General features: G+C 71.9%; 14 protein-coding genes and 1 pseudogene. 6 read left to right on the top strand and 9 right to left on the bottom strand.

The genetic code is table 11. The features are described from left to right. Window positions 1-25: 25 nt before the first annotated feature. From AB1046_RS21500 to AB1046_RS21480, 5 genes are read right to left on the bottom strand one after another with little or no spacing between them, the layout of a single operon-like run. A complete protein-coding gene (locus AB1046_RS21500; RefSeq protein ID WP_369371321.1) occupies window positions 26-955 on the bottom strand; it encodes an ABC transporter substrate-binding protein in 930 nt (309 codons plus the stop codon). After that, window positions 952-1,740, bottom strand: coding sequence for an ABC transporter permease (locus tag AB1046_RS21495; RefSeq protein WP_369371320.1), 789 nt, complete (start codon window positions 1,738-1,740; stop codon window positions 952-954). Before AB1046_RS21495 ends, AB1046_RS21500 begins: the two co-directional genes overlap by 4 nt. Further along, a complete protein-coding gene (locus AB1046_RS21490) occupies window positions 1,737-2,387 on the bottom strand; it encodes an ABC transporter permease (protein WP_369371319.1) in 651 nt (216 codons plus the stop codon). The genes AB1046_RS21495 and AB1046_RS21490 overlap by 4 nt, the downstream gene beginning before the upstream one ends. Next, window positions 2,384-3,508, bottom strand: coding sequence for an ABC transporter ATP-binding protein (locus AB1046_RS21485; RefSeq protein ID WP_369371318.1), 1,125 nt, complete (start codon window positions 3,506-3,508; stop codon window positions 2,384-2,386). Before AB1046_RS21485 ends, AB1046_RS21490 begins: the two co-directional genes overlap by 4 nt. After that, on the bottom strand, window positions 3,505-4,185 hold the full coding sequence (locus AB1046_RS21480; protein WP_369371317.1) for an IclR family transcriptional regulator: 681 nt from the start codon (window positions 4,183-4,185) through the stop codon (window positions 3,505-3,507). The genes AB1046_RS21485 and AB1046_RS21480 overlap by 4 nt, the downstream gene beginning before the upstream one ends. A 162-nt stretch (window positions 4,186-4,347) precedes the next feature. Here AB1046_RS21480 and AB1046_RS21475 point away from each other — a divergent pair. Next, window positions 4,348-5,103, top strand: a pseudogene (locus AB1046_RS21475) (aromatic amino acid lyase); the annotation flags it as partial. A gap of 131 nt (window positions 5,104-5,234) precedes the next feature. After that, entirely contained in the window at window positions 5,235-5,903 is a 669-nt protein-coding gene (locus tag AB1046_RS21470) for an aromatic amino acid lyase (protein WP_369375791.1), read from the top strand. Between the two features lie 32 nt (window positions 5,904-5,935). On the opposite strand, the gene AB1046_RS21465 is transcribed toward AB1046_RS21470, so the two are convergent. Together AB1046_RS21465 and AB1046_RS21460 are read right to left on the bottom strand one after the other, a co-directional pair. Beyond that, complete coding sequence (locus AB1046_RS21465) at window positions 5,936-6,079, bottom strand: hypothetical protein (RefSeq protein WP_369371316.1); 144 nt, start codon at window positions 6,077-6,079, stop codon at window positions 5,936-5,938. A 14-nt stretch (window positions 6,080-6,093) separates the two neighbouring features. Then, window positions 6,094-7,548: a ferric reductase-like transmembrane domain-containing protein gene (locus tag AB1046_RS21460; RefSeq protein WP_369371315.1), complete on the bottom strand. Its 1,455-nt coding sequence runs from the start codon at window positions 7,546-7,548 to the stop codon at window positions 6,094-6,096. A gap of 296 nt (window positions 7,549-7,844) precedes the next feature. Between AB1046_RS21460 and AB1046_RS21455 the strand changes: the two genes are divergently transcribed. From AB1046_RS21455 to AB1046_RS21445, 3 genes are all read left to right on the top strand, one after another. Continuing rightward, window positions 7,845-10,055 (top strand): HNH endonuclease, encoded by a 2,211-nt coding sequence (locus AB1046_RS21455; protein ID WP_369371314.1) that lies wholly within the window; start codon window positions 7,845-7,847, stop codon window positions 10,053-10,055. Window positions 10,056-10,357: 302 nt separating this feature from the next. Further along, window positions 10,358-11,578, top strand: coding sequence for a GTP 3',8-cyclase MoaA (locus AB1046_RS21450; RefSeq protein ID WP_369371313.1), 1,221 nt, complete (start codon window positions 10,358-10,360; stop codon window positions 11,576-11,578). Window positions 11,579-11,656: 78 nt separating this feature from the next. Further along, complete coding sequence (locus tag AB1046_RS21445) at window positions 11,657-12,973, top strand: glycosyltransferase family 4 protein (protein WP_369371312.1); 1,317 nt, start codon at window positions 11,657-11,659, stop codon at window positions 12,971-12,973. Here the strand turns inward: AB1046_RS21445 and AB1046_RS21440 are convergent. Both AB1046_RS21440 and glp read right to left on the bottom strand, forming a co-directional pair. Then, window positions 12,939-13,358, bottom strand: a complete 420-nt coding sequence (locus tag AB1046_RS21440) for a molybdenum cofactor biosynthesis protein MoaE (RefSeq protein ID WP_369371311.1) — start codon at window positions 13,356-13,358, stop codon at window positions 12,939-12,941. The two genes, AB1046_RS21445 and AB1046_RS21440, sit on opposite strands and share 35 nt — an antisense overlap. Window positions 13,359-13,420: 62 nt before the next feature. Beyond that, window positions 13,421-14,707, bottom strand: coding sequence for a gephyrin-like molybdotransferase Glp (gene glp / locus AB1046_RS21435; protein ID WP_369371310.1), 1,287 nt, complete (start codon window positions 14,705-14,707; stop codon window positions 13,421-13,423). A gap of 73 nt (window positions 14,708-14,780) precedes the next feature. Between glp and AB1046_RS21430 the strand changes: the two genes are divergently transcribed. After that, the gene (locus AB1046_RS21430) at window positions 14,781-15,419 is read left to right on the top strand and encodes a hypothetical protein (RefSeq protein WP_369371309.1); all 639 of its coding nucleotides are present in this window, start codon (window positions 14,781-14,783) and stop codon (window positions 15,417-15,419) included. Window position 15,420: the final 1 nt, after the last annotated feature.

Here is a 15,420-nt window from a genome sequence, read left to right as displayed (position 1 = left end):
GATACGCCCGATCAGATGCGCCTGATCAGATCAGGCCCGCGTTGGTCAGCCAGTCGGTAGCGATGTCCGAGAGGGACTCGCCGGTGCCTGCGCGGCCGTTCATCTCGATCAGGTCTTCCGTGGTCAGGGCCGCGGACACCTCGTTCAGCGCCGTGGTGATGGTGTCGTCCACCATGTCCGACCGGACCAGCGGCAGGATGTTCTCGGCGGCGAACAGCGACTGGTCGTCCTCCAGCGCGACAAGATCGTTCTGGTCGAGGCCCGGATCGGTGCTGAACAGGTCGCCCACCTGGACCTGGCCGGAGGTCAGCGCCGTCATGGTGAGCGTCCCGCCGGCGTCCAGGGGGACAAATTCCTGGAACTCCAGACCGTAGACGTCCTCGAGGCCGACGACGCCGTTGACGCGCGTCCGCCACTCCGGCGGCCCGCCGAGGAGCAGCTCGCCGGCCACCGGCTGGAGGTCGGAGATGGTCTCGAGGTTGTACTCCTCGGCCGTCTCGCGGGTCACGGCGAGCACGTCCTTGTTCTGCGCTGTCGAGGCGTCGAGCACGGTGAGGTCGTCGGGCAGGACGTCGTCCAGCTCGGCGAGCACGTCCTCGGTGCTGCTCACTGTGGACTCGGTGTCGAGGTACTTGAGCAGGGCGCCGGAGTAGTCCGGGACAAGGTCGATCGAGCCGTCCTGCACCGCCTCGACGTAGACCTCACGGCTGCCGATGTTGAACCGCTCCTCGACCTCGACGCCGGCGTCCTGCAGGGCCAGCGAGTAGATGGTCGCGAGCAGCTGGCTCTCCGGGAAGTCCGCGGAGCCGACGGTGACGCCGGAGCCCGGATCCCCGGCACCTCCGGCGTCCGTGCTGAGCGGGTCGCCGCCGGCGCAGGCGGTCAGGGCGAGCAGGGTGAGGCCGGCGAGACCCGCGATAGCGGGGCGGGACGGACGAACGGAGGGTCGCTTCATGATGTTGCCTCTCTGGTGCTGCCGGGGCTGCTGGGGAAACCGGGGGAACCGGGACGGGTGGGAGCGACGAGGCCTGGACGAACGGTCCTGGCCCGCCGGAAGCTGGGGGCAGTGGCCCTGGTCAGGCCGGGCGAGACGACCGCGCGGCCCAGGGCGAGGAACGCGATCTCCAGCACCAGGGCGACCACGGCGACGAGGATCGCGCCGGCCGCCATCTGCGTGTAGTCGGAGGAGGCCCGGCCGTCGATGATGTACCGGCCGAGGCCCCTGAGGGAGACGTAGGCGGCGACGGTCGCGGTGGAGACGATCTGCAGCGTGGCGCTGCGGACCCCGGACAGGAACAGCGGCAGCGCGCACGGGAGCTGGACGTGCAGCAGGATCTGCGGGCGCGTGTACCCCGACGCGCGGGCCGCGCCGACGGCGCCCGGGTCCGCGCCCTGGATCCCCGCGACCGTCCCCGACAGGATCGGCGGCACCGCGAGCAGCACGAGGACCACGATGGTCGGCCCGACGAACGCGAGCTGGGAGCCGATGTGCGGCGCGACCAGCATGACGACGAGGACGAGCAGGCCGAACGTCGGCAGCGCCCGCAGGGCGTTGACGGTGCCGGCGACAAACAGCTCCCCGCGGCCGGTGTAGCCGATGAAGATGCCGAGCGGGACGGCGATCGCGAGCGCGATGAGCAGCGCGATGCCCGAGTACAGGAGGTGGTAGCCGACCTGGACCGGGATCGAGTCCGCGCCGGTCCAGTGGGCGGGGTCGAGAAACCAGCCGACGATGTTCATGCTGTCTCCGTCCGCTGCTGCCACGGGGTCAGCGCGCGGGTGCCCAGGTGGACCAGCACGTCCAGGACCACCGACAGCACCAGGCACAGCACGATCCCGACAACGATCGGCAGGGTGAGCCGCAGGGAGAACCCCTCGGTGAAGAGCGAGCCGAGCTGCGGGATGCCGAGCAGGGCCGCCATCGTCACGATGCTCACGTTCGAGACGACCGCCACGCGCAGGCCGCCGCCGATCGCGGGCACGGCCACGGGCAGCTCCACGTGCACGAGCCGCTGCCAGGGGCGGTAGCCCATCGCCGTCGCGGCCTGGACCGTGTCGTGCGGCACGGACGCCAGCCCGTCGGCGACGACCCGGACCAGCAGCGCGATGCTGTAGAGCGTCAGCGCGACGACGACGTTGAGCGGGTCGAGGATCCTGGTCCCCAGGACCTGCGGCAGAAGCACGAACAGCGCGATCGACGGGACCGTGTAGAGCAGCCCCGAGGCGCCGACGATCAGCGGGTAGATGCGCGCCGAGCGCGACGCCCACCAGGCCAGCGGGATCGCGACGATCAGGCCGAGCACCGTCGGGATGACGCTGAGCAGGGCGTGCCACGCGGTGAGCTCGCCGATGCGGACGGCGTTGTCGGCGAGCCAGTCGGCGATCATGACGGCACCCCCGCTTCCCGGCCGCGGCCGATGTGCCGGAGCACCTCGTCCGCGGTGACGCTCCCGCTCAGCCGGCCGTCGGGTCCGGCCACGAGGCCGCGCCCGACGGGGCTGGAGAGGGCGGCATCCAGCAGGTCGCGGAGACTGCCGTCGACCCGGGCGACCGTCCCGGAGAAGTCGATGTGGTGCTCCTCGACGACGTCGCCCGCGGCCCGCAGGTCCACCCACCCGAGCGGCGCGCCGCCGTCGTCGACGACTACGCACCAGGCGCCGTGCTCCCCTGGGCCCGTCAAATCGACCGCGACGAGATCAGCGGGACGGGCGCCGAGCCGGACGGTCACCTCGTCGGCGAGGCGAACGGTCGCCGTCGCCTCGACGAAGCCCAGGGCGCGGTAACCGCGAGAGGCGCCCACGAAGTCCGCCACGAAGGCGTCGGCCGGGTGGGCGAGCAGCTCGGCCGGCGTGGCGACCTGGGCCAGCGTCCCGCCCTCCCGGAAGACGGCGACCTGGTCACCCAGCTTGAGCGCCTCGTCGATGTCGTGGGTGACCATGACGATCGTCTTGCCGATGTCCCGCTGCAGCTGGAGGAACGAGTCCTGGAGCTGGGTGCGGACGACGGGGTCGACGGCGCTGAACGGCTCGTCCATGAGCAGGAAGGGCGGGTCCGTGGCGAGCGCCCGGGCGACACCCACACGCTGCTGTTGCCCGCCGGAGAGCTGGTACGGGTAGCGCAGGGCGTAGCGCTCGTCCAGGCCGACCTTCGCCAGCAGCTCCAGCGCGTTGGTCCGCGCCTCCTTCCGGCCCGCGCCGAGCAGCCGGGGCAGCGCGGCGACGTTGTCGACGACGGTCCGGTGCGGGAACAGGCCGGCGCTCTGGATGACGTAGCCGATCTTGCGGCGCAGCTCGATCGCATCGACGGACCGGGTGTCCTGGCCGTCGAGGCTGACTACCCCCTCGGTCGGGTCGATCAGCCGGTTGATCATCCGCATCGACGTCGTCTTGCCGCACCCCGAAGGGCCGACGAGCACGGTCAGCCGGCCGCTCGGCGCCTCGAAGCTGAGGTCGTGCACCGCGTGGGTGCCGTCGGGGTACACCTTGGAGACATGCTCGAACGTGATCATGCGGTCGCTCCTTCGAGTTCCTGACCGGCGGCGCCGCCGAGCTCCGCCGAGATGGTGGCGACCTCGGCGGCGAGCAGTCGCCCGTAGCGGGTCGCGTCGTCATCGCCGAGGCGGTAGCTCGGGACGACGAGGCTCATGGCGGCGACCACGCGCCGGCCCACCAGGATCGGCGCGGCGATCGCGGTGACGTCGCTCTCGACGCCGCTCCGGACCAGCGCCCAGGAACCGGCCGGGATCGCGCCGGTGAGGGCCTGCCCCGCGGCCGTGCCGTCCAGCGGGATCGTGCCACCCACCCAGCTCCGGTGCCGGATCGAGTGCGAGCCCTCAACGATGGCGATGTAGAGCGCGGTCTCGTGGTGGCCGACGCTGCTGAGGTACACGGATTCGGCGGTCGCGTCCGCGAGCGTCTTCATCGCGGGCCGCGCGAGGTCGATGAGGGACTCGTTGCTCAGGGCCTGCGCGCCGAGCTGGATGATCCGCCCGCCCGGCGTGAACGAGGCGTCCTCGTCCCGGCGGACGAACCCCGCGCCCTCCAGCGTGCGCAGCAGCCGCAGGGCGGTGCTGGGCGCGAGCCCGGTGGCGCGGGCGGCCTCGGAGAGGTTGGCCCGCCCCTGCTCGCAGACCACGGCGAGGAGCGCGAGCACCCGCTCGGCCGTCCTGGTACCGGCTTCTGCCATGTCCTGGTCCCTCCACGCGTCGGGGGCTCGCTGTGCTCTGCACCACGTCCCGTTGCGAACGTAGTTGCGAACGTAGGGGCCGGGAGTTTTGGGCAGATCGCCGGAAGGTTGCCACTGTGTAAAACACGTTTGCCACTAGACGGCACTGCGCTGACCGGCACAATGGCAGGGGCGATACGGCACGGACGGGCTTCGGGAGAGGAAACGCCGATGATCGAGCTTGGCGGGAGCGCAGGGCTGGCGGACGTGGTCGCGGCCGCCGACGGCGGGCGGGTGCGCGTCCCCGATACCGCCGTCGACGCCGTCGGCCGGGCGCACGAGCTGACGCGCCGGCTCAGCGCCGAGGTCCCCACCTACGGCCGGACGACCGGCGTCGGCGCGAACAAGACCGCCGCCGTCGACGACGATGCGCACGGGCTCCGGCTCCTGCGCAGCCACGCCGTGGACGCCGGCCCGGAGCTGCCCGAACGGGCGGTCCGCGCGATGCTCGCCGTCCGGCTCAACCAGCTCTGCGCGGGCGGCTCCGGCGTCGACCCGGCGGTGCTCCACGCGCTGGAAGGGATGCTGAACGGCAACACCCTGCCCACCGTCCGCGTGCATGCCTCGATCGGCACCGGCGACCTCGGCGCCCTGGCCGGCACCGCCCTGACCCTCATGGGCGAGCGGCCGGCCGCCGGGCCGCTCGAGCCCATGGCGCCCTGGGGCAGCGACAGCGCGCTGCCGTTCATCAGCTCCAACGCCCTCACCATCGGCCGCACCTGCCTCGTGGTCGACGCCCTCGACCGGCTCGACCGGGCCGCCGCGGTCGTGTACGCGCTCAGCTTCCGGGCGCTCGACGGGAATCCCTCGGTGCTCTCCGCCGCCGCGGTGCGCGCCGCGGCTGCGCCGGGCGTCGTTACCGTGGCCGAGCGCGTCCGGCGGCTGCTCGCGGTCCCGGCGGCCTCCGGCGGGTCAGGGGCCTCCGGCGGGCCGGGGGCCTCCGGCGGGCCGGGGGCCTCCGGCGAGCCGGGGGCCTCCGGCGAGCCCGGGGCCGGCCCCGGCCCGCCCGGATCCAGGACGCCTACGGGCTGCGCGCGTTCCCGATCAGCCAGGGCGCTTTCGCACACGCCCTCGGCGAGCTGGGCCGGCTGGCGGGGCGCCTGCTCGGCGCCGCGCAGGAGAACCCGCTGTTCGACCTGGCCGGCGAGGCTGTGGTCCACCACGGCGCCTTCCACCAGGTGCCGCTCGGCCTGGCGCTCGACGGGTGCAATCTCGCCCTGGCCCAGACCGGGCCCCTTGTGCTGTCCCGGATCGGGATGCATAACGAGCCCGGCCTCACCGGGCTCCGGCCGTTTCTCGCCACGGGCCCGGACGGCGCTTCCGGGCTGATGATGGTCGAGTACGTCGCCGCCAGCGCACTCGGCGAGCTGCGCGCGGCGGCACAGCCCGCCTCGCTCGGGTCGGTGGTGCTCTCCCGCGGCGCCGAGGAGGACGCCAGCTTCGCGTCGCAGGCGGTCGCCCAGTCCGAGCGCGCCGTCGTCGCCTACCGGACGCTGCTCGCCTGCGAGCTCGTCGGGGCCGTGCGGCTGCTCCGCCAGCGCGACGTCGCACTGCCCGCGGGACCGCTGCGTGCTGCCCTCGATCTGGCGGACGCGCTGCCGGCCGACAACACCGACCGGGACCTGCGGGGCGACCTCGAGATCGCGGAGGGGGTGCTCGACGGGCTTGCGCAGGTCTAACCCGGGCCACGTGCGCCGCGCGCCGAGTGGCCCTATTTGTCATCGGTTCCGCGCGTCACCTGCCCGGGCTCGTTCGTAGCGGGGACCACCAGGCTCTCGGCCGTGTAGCCCACGTAACAGGCGACGAGGCCGAATGTCGCGACCAGGATCGTGAGCCACAGAGTTAGACGATGCATGGGAGCCTCCCCGGTTACCAGGCGAACACTTCGGAATGGATGTCGTCGCTGCGGACGCCGACCCGCCGCAGGGTCGCGCGCACGGCGGCCACCCACGGTGTGGGCCCGCAGACGAAGACGTCCCGGTAGACCACGTCGGGTGCGGCGTCCAGCAGGACGGCGAGCTCGTCGCGCTCGTCGCGCTCATCGCGCTCGTCCGGGTTTGAACCTTCCGGGGCGGGACCGGGGGCCGCCGGGAGCCACGACCCGTCCGACCGGCGCGGCCCGGGCAGCAGGACCAGCTCGAATCCCCGCTCCCGGGCCAGCTCCTCCAGCTCCGACCGGAACAGCGCGTGCTCCTCGTCGCCGTACCGGTAGACGACGGTGGCCTCACCCGGCAGGTACTGCGTGTCCTCGACCAGGGCGCGCAGCGGGGTGATGCCCACGCCCGCGGCCAGCAGGAGCATCCGCGGCCACCGGCGTTCCCGCGCCGTCAGCGTCCCGTAGGGGCCCTCGATCAGGACCCGGGTCCCGGGACGGAGCTCGGCTGCCCGGGCACTGCCATCACCGGACGCGCGGATCGTGATGCGCATCCCCTGGTCGGTGGGCGCCGCCGAGAGCGCGTACGGGTGGCCCCGCAGCCAACCCGGGCCGTCCAGGAACCGCCAGATGAAGAACTGGCCGGACACCGCACCAAGCTTGTCCAGGTAGCGCCCGGTCAGCGACACCGAGACCACACCGGGGATCTCGTGCCGCACCCCGTCGACGACGATCCGGTGCCGCCACGACCGGAACAGGGGCAACCCGAACCGGAACACCACTATCGCCGCGCCGGCGAGCACGTACTCCGTCCAGAGGTAGACGCGGGGCCACGCGTCGTGGAACTCCGGGCCCGTCACCAGGATGTGCGGCAGTATCAGGACCAGCCCGAGGTACGTGTACAGGTGCACCAGGTGCCAGCTCTCGTACCGCAGCCGACGCCGCGCCCGGCGGATCGAGGTCACCATCGCCGCGAGGATCAGGACGGTGCCGATCGTCGCCCAGGACATCCACGGCTCGATGATGAACAGGTCGTAGAGGTTCTGCCAGGCCGTCGACCAGTCCCGGGAGATCCGGTCCACGGACGTCGCCACGACGTGACCCATCATGAACCAGAACGACGCGAAGCCGATCCACCGGTGCCGGCGGGCGAGCAGGTCGTGGCCCCAGGCGCGTTCCACCCACGGGATACGCGCCATCAGGACCACGAGCAGCAGCATGAGCTGGGTCGCGACGAGCGAGCACAGCAGGCCCAGCATCCCCACCGTCGACTTCATGCCCAGGGGCCACGGCAGCCCGTGATTTCTCAACCACAGGGCGACCGGTGCGACCGTCGTCAGCACCGCGATCACGCCGAGCACGTCTCCCCAGCCGGGCCGGTACGGGGAGCGCTCGAGAGGGGGCGACGACGTAGGTCGGATCAGCTCTGAAGAGAACACCTGGTCTGTCATGGTTCTCAGGCTGGCCGCGCACCTTGTGACCCGGGTAAGGATTCGCGTCCAGCTACACCTGAGCTGCCGCGTACCTGCGCCGCCGCTTACCTGCGCGCGAGCGCATCGCACGCCGCGCTCGGCTCGGGCGGGCCGGCGCACCCGGACCGGGCACCGCACGCTCGCCGTGCGGCTCGACCAGCTCTGCATCTGACGGTTTTCCACAACTTCAGTGCTGAGGGTGCGGTGTCGGTGTAGAACATATATTCCATGTCTAGGCAGATCTTGAATGGCTAGGTTGGTGGAAGGGGGAGCGGATGGACAGGACACGAGCCATCAGCACGAGCCTGGCTGCTGCTGTGGAACGGTCCCTGATGCGCGCGTTCGCGACCGGCGTGGCCGCCACGCAGCACCCTGGGGCGTCGGCCACGTCCCTGCCATCCAGCGCAAGCCTTCCCACCCTGAGCTGGAATGCGGTCAGTCTGGACGAGGAGGGCGTCCTGCCCGCGGCGATGGTGACGTGGCCCGGTCACGGACCGGGCGGCGAGGTCACTCACGCTGGCACGACGACGACCCCCGCCGCCACCGATCCTGCTGTCACGGACCCCGCGAATACCGCACCCGCCGCCACCGAAACTGCCGTCAGCGAGCCTCGTGGTACTGACCTTGCTGGTACTGACCTTGCTGGTACTGATCCTGCGGTCGCCGAACCTGTTAGTAGCGTCGGTGCGGCCAGTGCGGCGGGTCGGACCGGCGTCGTTCGCTCGGTCGATGCGGCAATCCTGGAGCGTCTCCCGCTCGGTGCGGCACTGGTCGACGTGCTGGCTCGTGTGGAGGTCGCGGACACCGATGACGGTGTGCTGTTGGATGTCGCGGCCCGGTGGCAGGAGGTGGTCTCGTGGGCCACAGCAATGCAGTCACGTGCCCTGGGCGAGATCAGCCGTCGCCGGGGCTGGACCGAGGAGCACAACGCCGCGGCCGCGGAGATCAGCGCCCGCCTACGAGTCCCGCAGGGCGAGGCGAACAAGCACATGGCCCGCGGCGCGGGCCTGGCCGAGCACCCCCAGGTCATGAACGCCCTGCACAACGCCGTCATCGACACCGCCAAGGCCGACATCCTGCTGCGCAGCGGCAACCCCCTCACCACCGAGCAGCGGGAGGAGGCCATCACCCGCTACCTGCCCCAAGCCCCCGACCACACCCGCCGGTGGCTACGCGACAAGATGAAGGCCTTCGCCAGCGAACACAACGGCACCCAAGAGACCACCCGGCACGCCACGAGCCGGCGTGCAGTGTTCCTGGACCCCGCCGAGAACACCATGGCCTGGATCAGCGCGCACCTGCCCGCCACCGACGCCGCAGCAGTCTGGGACGCGATCGAGCAAGCCGCCCACACCCTGCGCCGCACCCCCGGAACCACCCGCACCCTGACCCAAGCCCGCGCCGACGCCCTGGTCGCGATCACCACCGGCCGCATCATCGTCCCGCCCCACCCCGAATGCACACCCGAAACCACCCCACCCAGCACCAGCACCAGCACCAGCACCAGCACGAGTGACACCAGCACCAGCGGCACGGACACAGACACGAGTGGCACCAGTGGCACGGGCACGGGCACGGGCAGCATCGACACTGTCGGGACCCCGGAGGGACCCGCCCTGCCACGTACCACCGTGCCCGCGACCGGGTGCACCTGCGGTGGATGCACCTGTGGCGGCACCACCATCCGGGTCATCCCGGTCAAGCCCCAGATCCGGGTCACCATCGCGGCCACCACACTCCTCGGGCTCGACAACACTCCTGGCCATCTGGAGGGCTACGGGCCCATTCCCGCGGACCTGGCAGCACGGATCGCGACCGACGCCACCTGGCAACGCCTGCTCACCGACCCCACCACCGGGATCCTGACCGACTACTCCACCACCACCTACCAACCCGGCAAGCTCCTGCGCGCCGCGGTCACAGCCCGGGACCAGACCTGCTGCTTCCCCCAATGCGACCGACCCGCCCGATGGTCCGACCTCGACCACATCCACCCCTACAACCACAACCTCGACACCACCACCCAACCACCCGACACCCCGGGACAGACCCGCGCCCACAACCTCCAACCCCTATGCCGCGCCCACCACCTCGCCAAAACCCACCACGGCTGGGACGTCACCCGCGACCCCAACACCGGCATCACCACCTGGACCGCACCCACCGGCCACACCTACACCCGACCACCCACCCAGACCGACCCCACAACCGGAGTCACGACCGGCCTCACGAGCGGGGTCACGACCGGAGTCACAACCGAGGTCACAACCGAGGTCACAACCGGCGCTACTACCGGCCCCAGGACCGGAGCTACTACCGGCGGTACGACCGGAGTCACGACCGCACACGTGAGCAACGACATCACCAGCCTCGCTGCCGACCTCCGAGCACGCCTCGGACAACCACCACCGGGCAATCGACCTAGCGCCGTACCACCGACTGCCGAACAGCTGCTTCGACTCTTCCCCGAGGAGCCACCCTTCTGAGAAGGACCCGCACTACCGACAGGTCCGACGCACCTCACGCACCCTGAGCACGTGCGCCCTCGGGCGACGGACCAGGGAGCAGATCACGCCACGGAGCACCGGATTGACGACGGCCGAACAACGGCCGGGGCCCTTCCCCGACGAGCCACCCTTCTGAGCGGAACGCCGGGCTCGCCCCCGGACCTCACACCACCGCATGACGAACCCCGCCACCACACCCCCGACGATCCACGTTTCTGACGTAGTTCTTACAGGGCGGTCGGGTCGCCGGACCTCGGTCGGCGCTGGTCTAGTCTCGGGGCATGGCCGCTGTCACTCTCGGGATACCGTCGGTGCGAGGCGTGCCACGGCGTGCCACGGCTCCGGCAGGCAGGTTGCGCCCCGAGACCCCGCTGCTCGTCGACCGGTACGGCCGAGTTGCCCGCGATCTGCGCGTCTCCATCACCACCGCGTGCTCGCTGCGCTGCACCTACTGCATGCCTGCCGAGGGCCTGCCGCTGATCCCGCGCGACGAGCTGATGACGCCGGACGAGATCGGCCGGCTCGTCGGCATCGGCGTGCGCGACCTGGGCCTGAGGGACATCCGGTTCACCGGCGGCGAGCCGCTCATGCGGCGCGACCTGGAGCAGATCATCAGCGCATCCCGTCGGGCGGCCGACGACGCGATGGCCTCGCTGCGCTCCAGCGCTTCGGCCAACAGCGCGCCGTCACACGGCACCACAGCAGGCGGCACCACAGCAGGCGGCACTACAGCAGGCGCACCGACGTCGGGCAATCAACCGCCCGCCGAGCGCGTCCGCATCTCCATGACCTCCAACGCGCTCGGCCTGGACAAGCGCGCGGACGCGCTGGTCGCCGCCGGGCTGGACCGCGTCAACATCTCCCTGGACACGGTGGACCCGCAGGCGTTCGCGACCCTGACCCGCCGCGACCGCCTGGACGACGTGCTCAAGGGCATCCGGGCCGCGCTCGCCGCGGGGCTCGCGCCGGTGAAGATCAACGCCGTGCTCCTGCCCGAGACCCTGGCGGGCGCCGCCGACCTGCTGGCCTGGTCCGTCGAGCACGGCTGCAACCTGCGCTTCATCGAGGAGATGCCGCTCGACGCCGACGGGCGTTGGACCCGCGACGACGTCGTGAGCGCCGCCCACCTGCTGGACCGGCTCGGCGAGCGCTTCACGCTGACCCCGGCGGGCCGCGAGGACCCGTCCGCCCCGGCGGAGGAGTGGCTGGTCGACGACGGCCCGGCCACCGTCGGGATCATCGCCTCGGTGACCCGCTCCTTCTGCGGGGCGTGCGACCGCACCCGGCTGACCGCCGAGGGCACTGTCCGCTCCTGCCTGTTCGGCAACGAGGAGACCGACCTGAAGTCCCTGCTGCGCAACGGCGCCACGGACGACGAGGTCGGCGACGCCTGGCGCGCCGCGATGTGGGCCAAGCCCCGCGCCCACGGCAGCGACGCCGTCGAGCTGGCGGCCGACGCCTTCGCCGAGACGCAGCGCAGCATGGGCGCCATCGGCGGCTGAGCGCCTGGGCGCCATCGGCGGCTGAGCGCCCGAGCCTGTCGTAATCAGTTTTCGCCCGGAACGTGGTTGAATCGCGCCGTGATTACAGCGACCGATCGGCCGCATCGCATCATGATCGTGACCGACGCCTGGGAACCGCAGGTGAACGGCGTCGCCACTGCGCTCTCCCGCACGGTCGCCGAGCTGCGCCGGATGGGTTGCGTGGTCGAGATGGTCACGCCGTGGGACGGCTACCGGACCATCCCGCTGATCACCTACTCCGAGATCCGCGTGCCCATCATGGCGCGCGACGACGTGGAGCGGCGCTTCCTGGAGTTCGCGCCCGACGCCGTGCACATCGCCACCGAGGGGCCGCTGGGCTGGTACGCGCGCGGCGTCTGCGACCACTTCGGGTTCCCGTTCACGTCCAGCTACCACACCCAGTTCCCGGAGTACCTGAGCGCGCGCTGGTCGTGGTTCCCGCTCTGGGCCGGGTACGGGTACATGCGCAGGTTCCACGACAAGTCGGGCCGGGTGCTGGTCACGACGCCGACCATGCGCGAGCAGCTCACCCAGTGGCGCATCCGCAACGTCACACCGTGGAGCCTGGGCGTGGACACCGAGCAGTTCCACCCCCGCCGTCGGGCACAAGAGACGGAACCCGGCCAGGACGGCGGTGTGTACAACGACCTGCCCGGCCCCGTGTTCCTCTACGTGGGGCGGCTGGCCGTGGAGAAGAACGTCGAGGCGTTCCTCGCCCTGGACCTGCCGGGCTCGAAGGTGGTGGTGGGCGACGGCCCCGCTCGCGCGGAGCTGGAGGCCGACCACCCCGAAGCGCACTTCCGGGGGCGCCGCTCGGGCGAGGACCTGGCCCGGCACTTCGCCGACGCCGACGTGCTCGTCTTCCCGAGCCGCACCGACACGTTCGGCCTGGTCATCCTGGAGGCGATGGCGTCGGGCACACCGGTGGCCGGCTTCGACGCGCCAGGACCCCGCGACCTCATCCCGGGCTCCGGCGCGGGCGCTGTCGACGACGACCTGCGCGCGGCCTGCCTCGCCGCGCTCGGCTGCTCCCGCGAGGACACCCGAAGATACGCGGAGCACTTCTCATGGCGTGCGTGCGCCGAGGCGTTCTACGCCCAGCTCGACGTGCCGCCCCCGCCGGTGCGCGAACGCATCTGGCGGCGCGGGATCCAGCGTGGGATCCAGCGGCTGCCGAACATCAGCATGAGCATGCCGAGCCTCACGGTGCCCGGCCTGTCGATGCCGAGCCTGACCCTGCCGAGGTACCTCCCGAGGACCCTGCCGAGCCTGGCCCTGCCGAGCCTGGCCCGGCCCACCCGCACCATCGGCCGGGCGGTCACGCGGGTGCGTCAGATCGCTACAGACCTACCCACTCGGACTCGCCGTCGGTGAACTGCTGCTTCTTCCAGATCGGCACCTCGGCCTTGATGCGCTCCACCAGCAGGGAGCAGGCCTCGAACGCCTCCTTGCGGTGCCCCGCCGACGCCGACGCCACCAGCGCGACGTCCCCGACCTCCAGGTGCCCGTACCGATGCGTCGCGGCCACGCGCAGCCCGGTCTCCGCGGCCACGGCCTGACACACTTTTTGCAGGACGCCGGTCGCGTCGGGGTGCGCCTCGTAGTCGAGGCTCGTGACGTCGCGGCCGCCGTCCTCGTCGCGGACCACGCCCCGGAACGTGACCACTGCCCCGCACTCGGGCGCGGCCACCGCCGCCTCGACGGCCCGCGTGACGGTGTCGTCGAGCACGTCCTGCGTCACGCGTACTACCTGGTCCATCGGGAATCCCTTGTCGTCCGTCGGGTACGGGGTCGTCGCTTGCGGGGTCGTCGCTTGCGGGGTCACAGCGGCCACACGACCACGTCGGCCCCAGGTTCGAGCTTGGTCGTGGCCGCCGGAACGTCGATCAGCACGTCCGCCGCGGCCATGGACGCCACGAGGTGCGACCCGGGCCCGCCGACGACGGCGACCCGCGGCGCCCCGCCGAGCGCACCGCCCGCGGCGCCGTCGTCCCGCACCCACCGCCCGCGCAGCAGCTGCCGCTTCCCGGCGGGCGAGCCGACGGCGTCGTCGAGCACCGCCGAGACCTGCTCCACCGGCGGCAGACCGCCGGCGCGCCGCAGGACGTCGCGGAGGAACACGACGAACGAGACCTGCGCGCTGACGGGATTGCCCGGGAAGGTCAGCACGGGTGTGCCGTCAAGGCGACCGAGGCCCTGCGGCCCGCCGGGCTGCATCGCCACGGAGCGGAACGTGACCTCGGGCAGGGCGTCCTTGACCACCTCGTAGGCGCCCTGGCTGACGCCGCCGGTCGTAAGCACGAGGTCACACTGCCGCGCGGCCTGGGCCAGGCCGGCGCGCGCGGTCTCGGGATCGTCGGGCAGATCCATGTGGAGCTCGACCCGCCCACCCGCCGCGTGGACGGCGGCCGCGAGCGCCTGCCCGTTGGCGTCCCAGACCTGGCCGGGCCCTGCCTCCCCGCCAGGTGGGACGAGCTCGCTGCCGGTGGACACGATCGCGACCAGCACCGGCGCGCGGAGGTGCAGCGTGTCGATCCCGCACGCGGCGGCGGCCGCCACGTGGTGGGGCGCGAGCACGGTGCCGGCGCGCAGCACCACGGCGCCCTCGGCGACGTCGGACCCTGCCTCCCGGACGAACTCCCCGGCCTCGCGGCCGCGTGTGATGACCACCTTGGCGGCGTTGTGCGCCGCGGTGCTGGAGGTCCCGCTGTTGAAGGTCCCGCTGTTGAAGGTCCGGTGATCGGTGTCCTCCACGGGGATCACGGTGTCCGCGCCGTCGGGCACGGGGGCGCCGGTCATGATGCGTACTGCGGTGCCCGGCTCCAGCGGGGCCGGCTCGCCCGGCGCGGCGGCGACGTCGCCCACGACGGGCAGGGTGACGGGAGCGCCCGGGGCGGCCGAGGCGACGTCGGCGGCGCGTACCGCGAAGCCGTCCATCTGCGAGTTGCGGAAGCGCGGCAGCGGCCCGGGGGCGACGAGGTCGGCCGCGAGCAGCCTCCCCACCAGCTTCCCGTACACCGGCATCGTCTCGGTGGGCCGGTCGGTCAGCCCCGCGAGGAGCTCGGCGACGTCGGCCCGGTGCTGTTCCACGTCCACACGATCACCCATGTCCGCAACTTATCCCGTGTAGTCACCCGGTCGAGGTATGTACTCCCCGAACGACCCGGGGCGAGAATCGAACATGCACATCCACGCGTTGAGCAACAACGGGACCACGCCCGACGGCGCTGTGGTGCGCCGGGACTCGTGGACCCACGACGGGCTGCGGCTGCTGGACTCGGTGCTGGCCATGCGCCCCACGCCAGACGTCGTGCTCCGGGCCCGGATGCAGGTCGAGTACGACGGCGACATCCGCAAGTGGGTGCGGTACTCCCTGCAGCGTGAGCCCGGCGGCGTCGACGTGGCGTTCGAACGTGCCGACCTCCCGCCGGAAGCCCAGGACGGTGTGCCCTCGTTCGCGCGGTACCTCCTGGTACTCGAGCTCGCGGCGGTCGGGGCGTGGGTCGAGTACACGCAGCTCGACGACGCCGACCCGACGCGCACGCGGCACGCCCTGCTGGTCCGCACCGACACCCAGCCGCTCATCCTGCCCGACGGCGTCTCGACGTCGGCGATGCGGATCGACCAGCTCGTCGACGGTACTCCCGCGAACGCGTTCTGGTGCGACAGCTTCGGAGTGCTCCAGGCCGACTACATCGAGACGTTCCCCGACGGCACAACGTTGACCGGCGTCTCGTGGCGCACCACCTGGGAGGGCATCGAGCCGTGGCTCGACGCCGAGGTGCGCGGCGCGCTGGATGCCTCCGGGATCCTGGCGTAGC

This window comes from Promicromonospora sp. Populi (genome assembly GCF_041081105.1).
Classification (GTDB): Bacteria; Actinomycetota; Actinomycetes; order Actinomycetales; family Cellulomonadaceae; genus Promicromonospora.
This window is presented reverse-complemented; position numbering and strand designations above follow the sequence as displayed.

Excerpts from the sequence above, each read along its gene's own strand:
- AB1046_RS21490 (WP_369371319.1), bottom strand. The coding sequence starts at position 2,387 with ATGATCGCCGACTGGCTCGCCGACAACGCCGTCCGCATCGGCGAGCTC.
- AB1046_RS21430 (WP_369371309.1), top strand. The coding sequence starts at position 14,781 with ATGCACATCCACGCGTTGAGCAACAACGGGACCACGCCCGACGGCGCT.
- glp (WP_369371310.1), bottom strand. The coding sequence starts at position 14,707 with ATGGGTGATCGTGTGGACGTGGAACAGCACCGGGCCGACGTCGCCGAG.
- AB1046_RS21500 (WP_369371321.1), bottom strand. The coding sequence starts at position 955 with ATGAAGCGACCCTCCGTTCGTCCGTCCCGCCCCGCTATCGCGGGTCTC.
- AB1046_RS21480 (WP_369371317.1), bottom strand. The coding sequence starts at position 4,185 with ATGGCAGAAGCCGGTACCAGGACGGCCGAGCGGGTGCTCGCGCTCCTC.
- AB1046_RS21455 (WP_369371314.1), top strand. The coding sequence starts at position 7,845 with ATGGACAGGACACGAGCCATCAGCACGAGCCTGGCTGCTGCTGTGGAA.
- AB1046_RS21450 (WP_369371313.1), top strand. The coding sequence starts at position 10,358 with ATGGCCGCTGTCACTCTCGGGATACCGTCGGTGCGAGGCGTGCCACGG.
- AB1046_RS21485 (WP_369371318.1), bottom strand. The coding sequence starts at position 3,508 with ATGATCACGTTCGAGCATGTCTCCAAGGTGTACCCCGACGGCACCCAC.
- AB1046_RS21440 (WP_369371311.1), bottom strand. The coding sequence starts at position 13,358 with ATGGACCAGGTAGTACGCGTGACGCAGGACGTGCTCGACGACACCGTC.
- AB1046_RS21495 (WP_369371320.1), bottom strand. The coding sequence starts at position 1,740 with ATGAACATCGTCGGCTGGTTTCTCGACCCCGCCCACTGGACCGGCGCG.
- AB1046_RS21465 (WP_369371316.1), bottom strand. The coding sequence starts at position 6,079 with ATGCATCGTCTAACTCTGTGGCTCACGATCCTGGTCGCGACATTCGGC.
- AB1046_RS21460 (WP_369371315.1), bottom strand. The coding sequence starts at position 7,548 with ATGACAGACCAGGTGTTCTCTTCAGAGCTGATCCGACCTACGTCGTCG.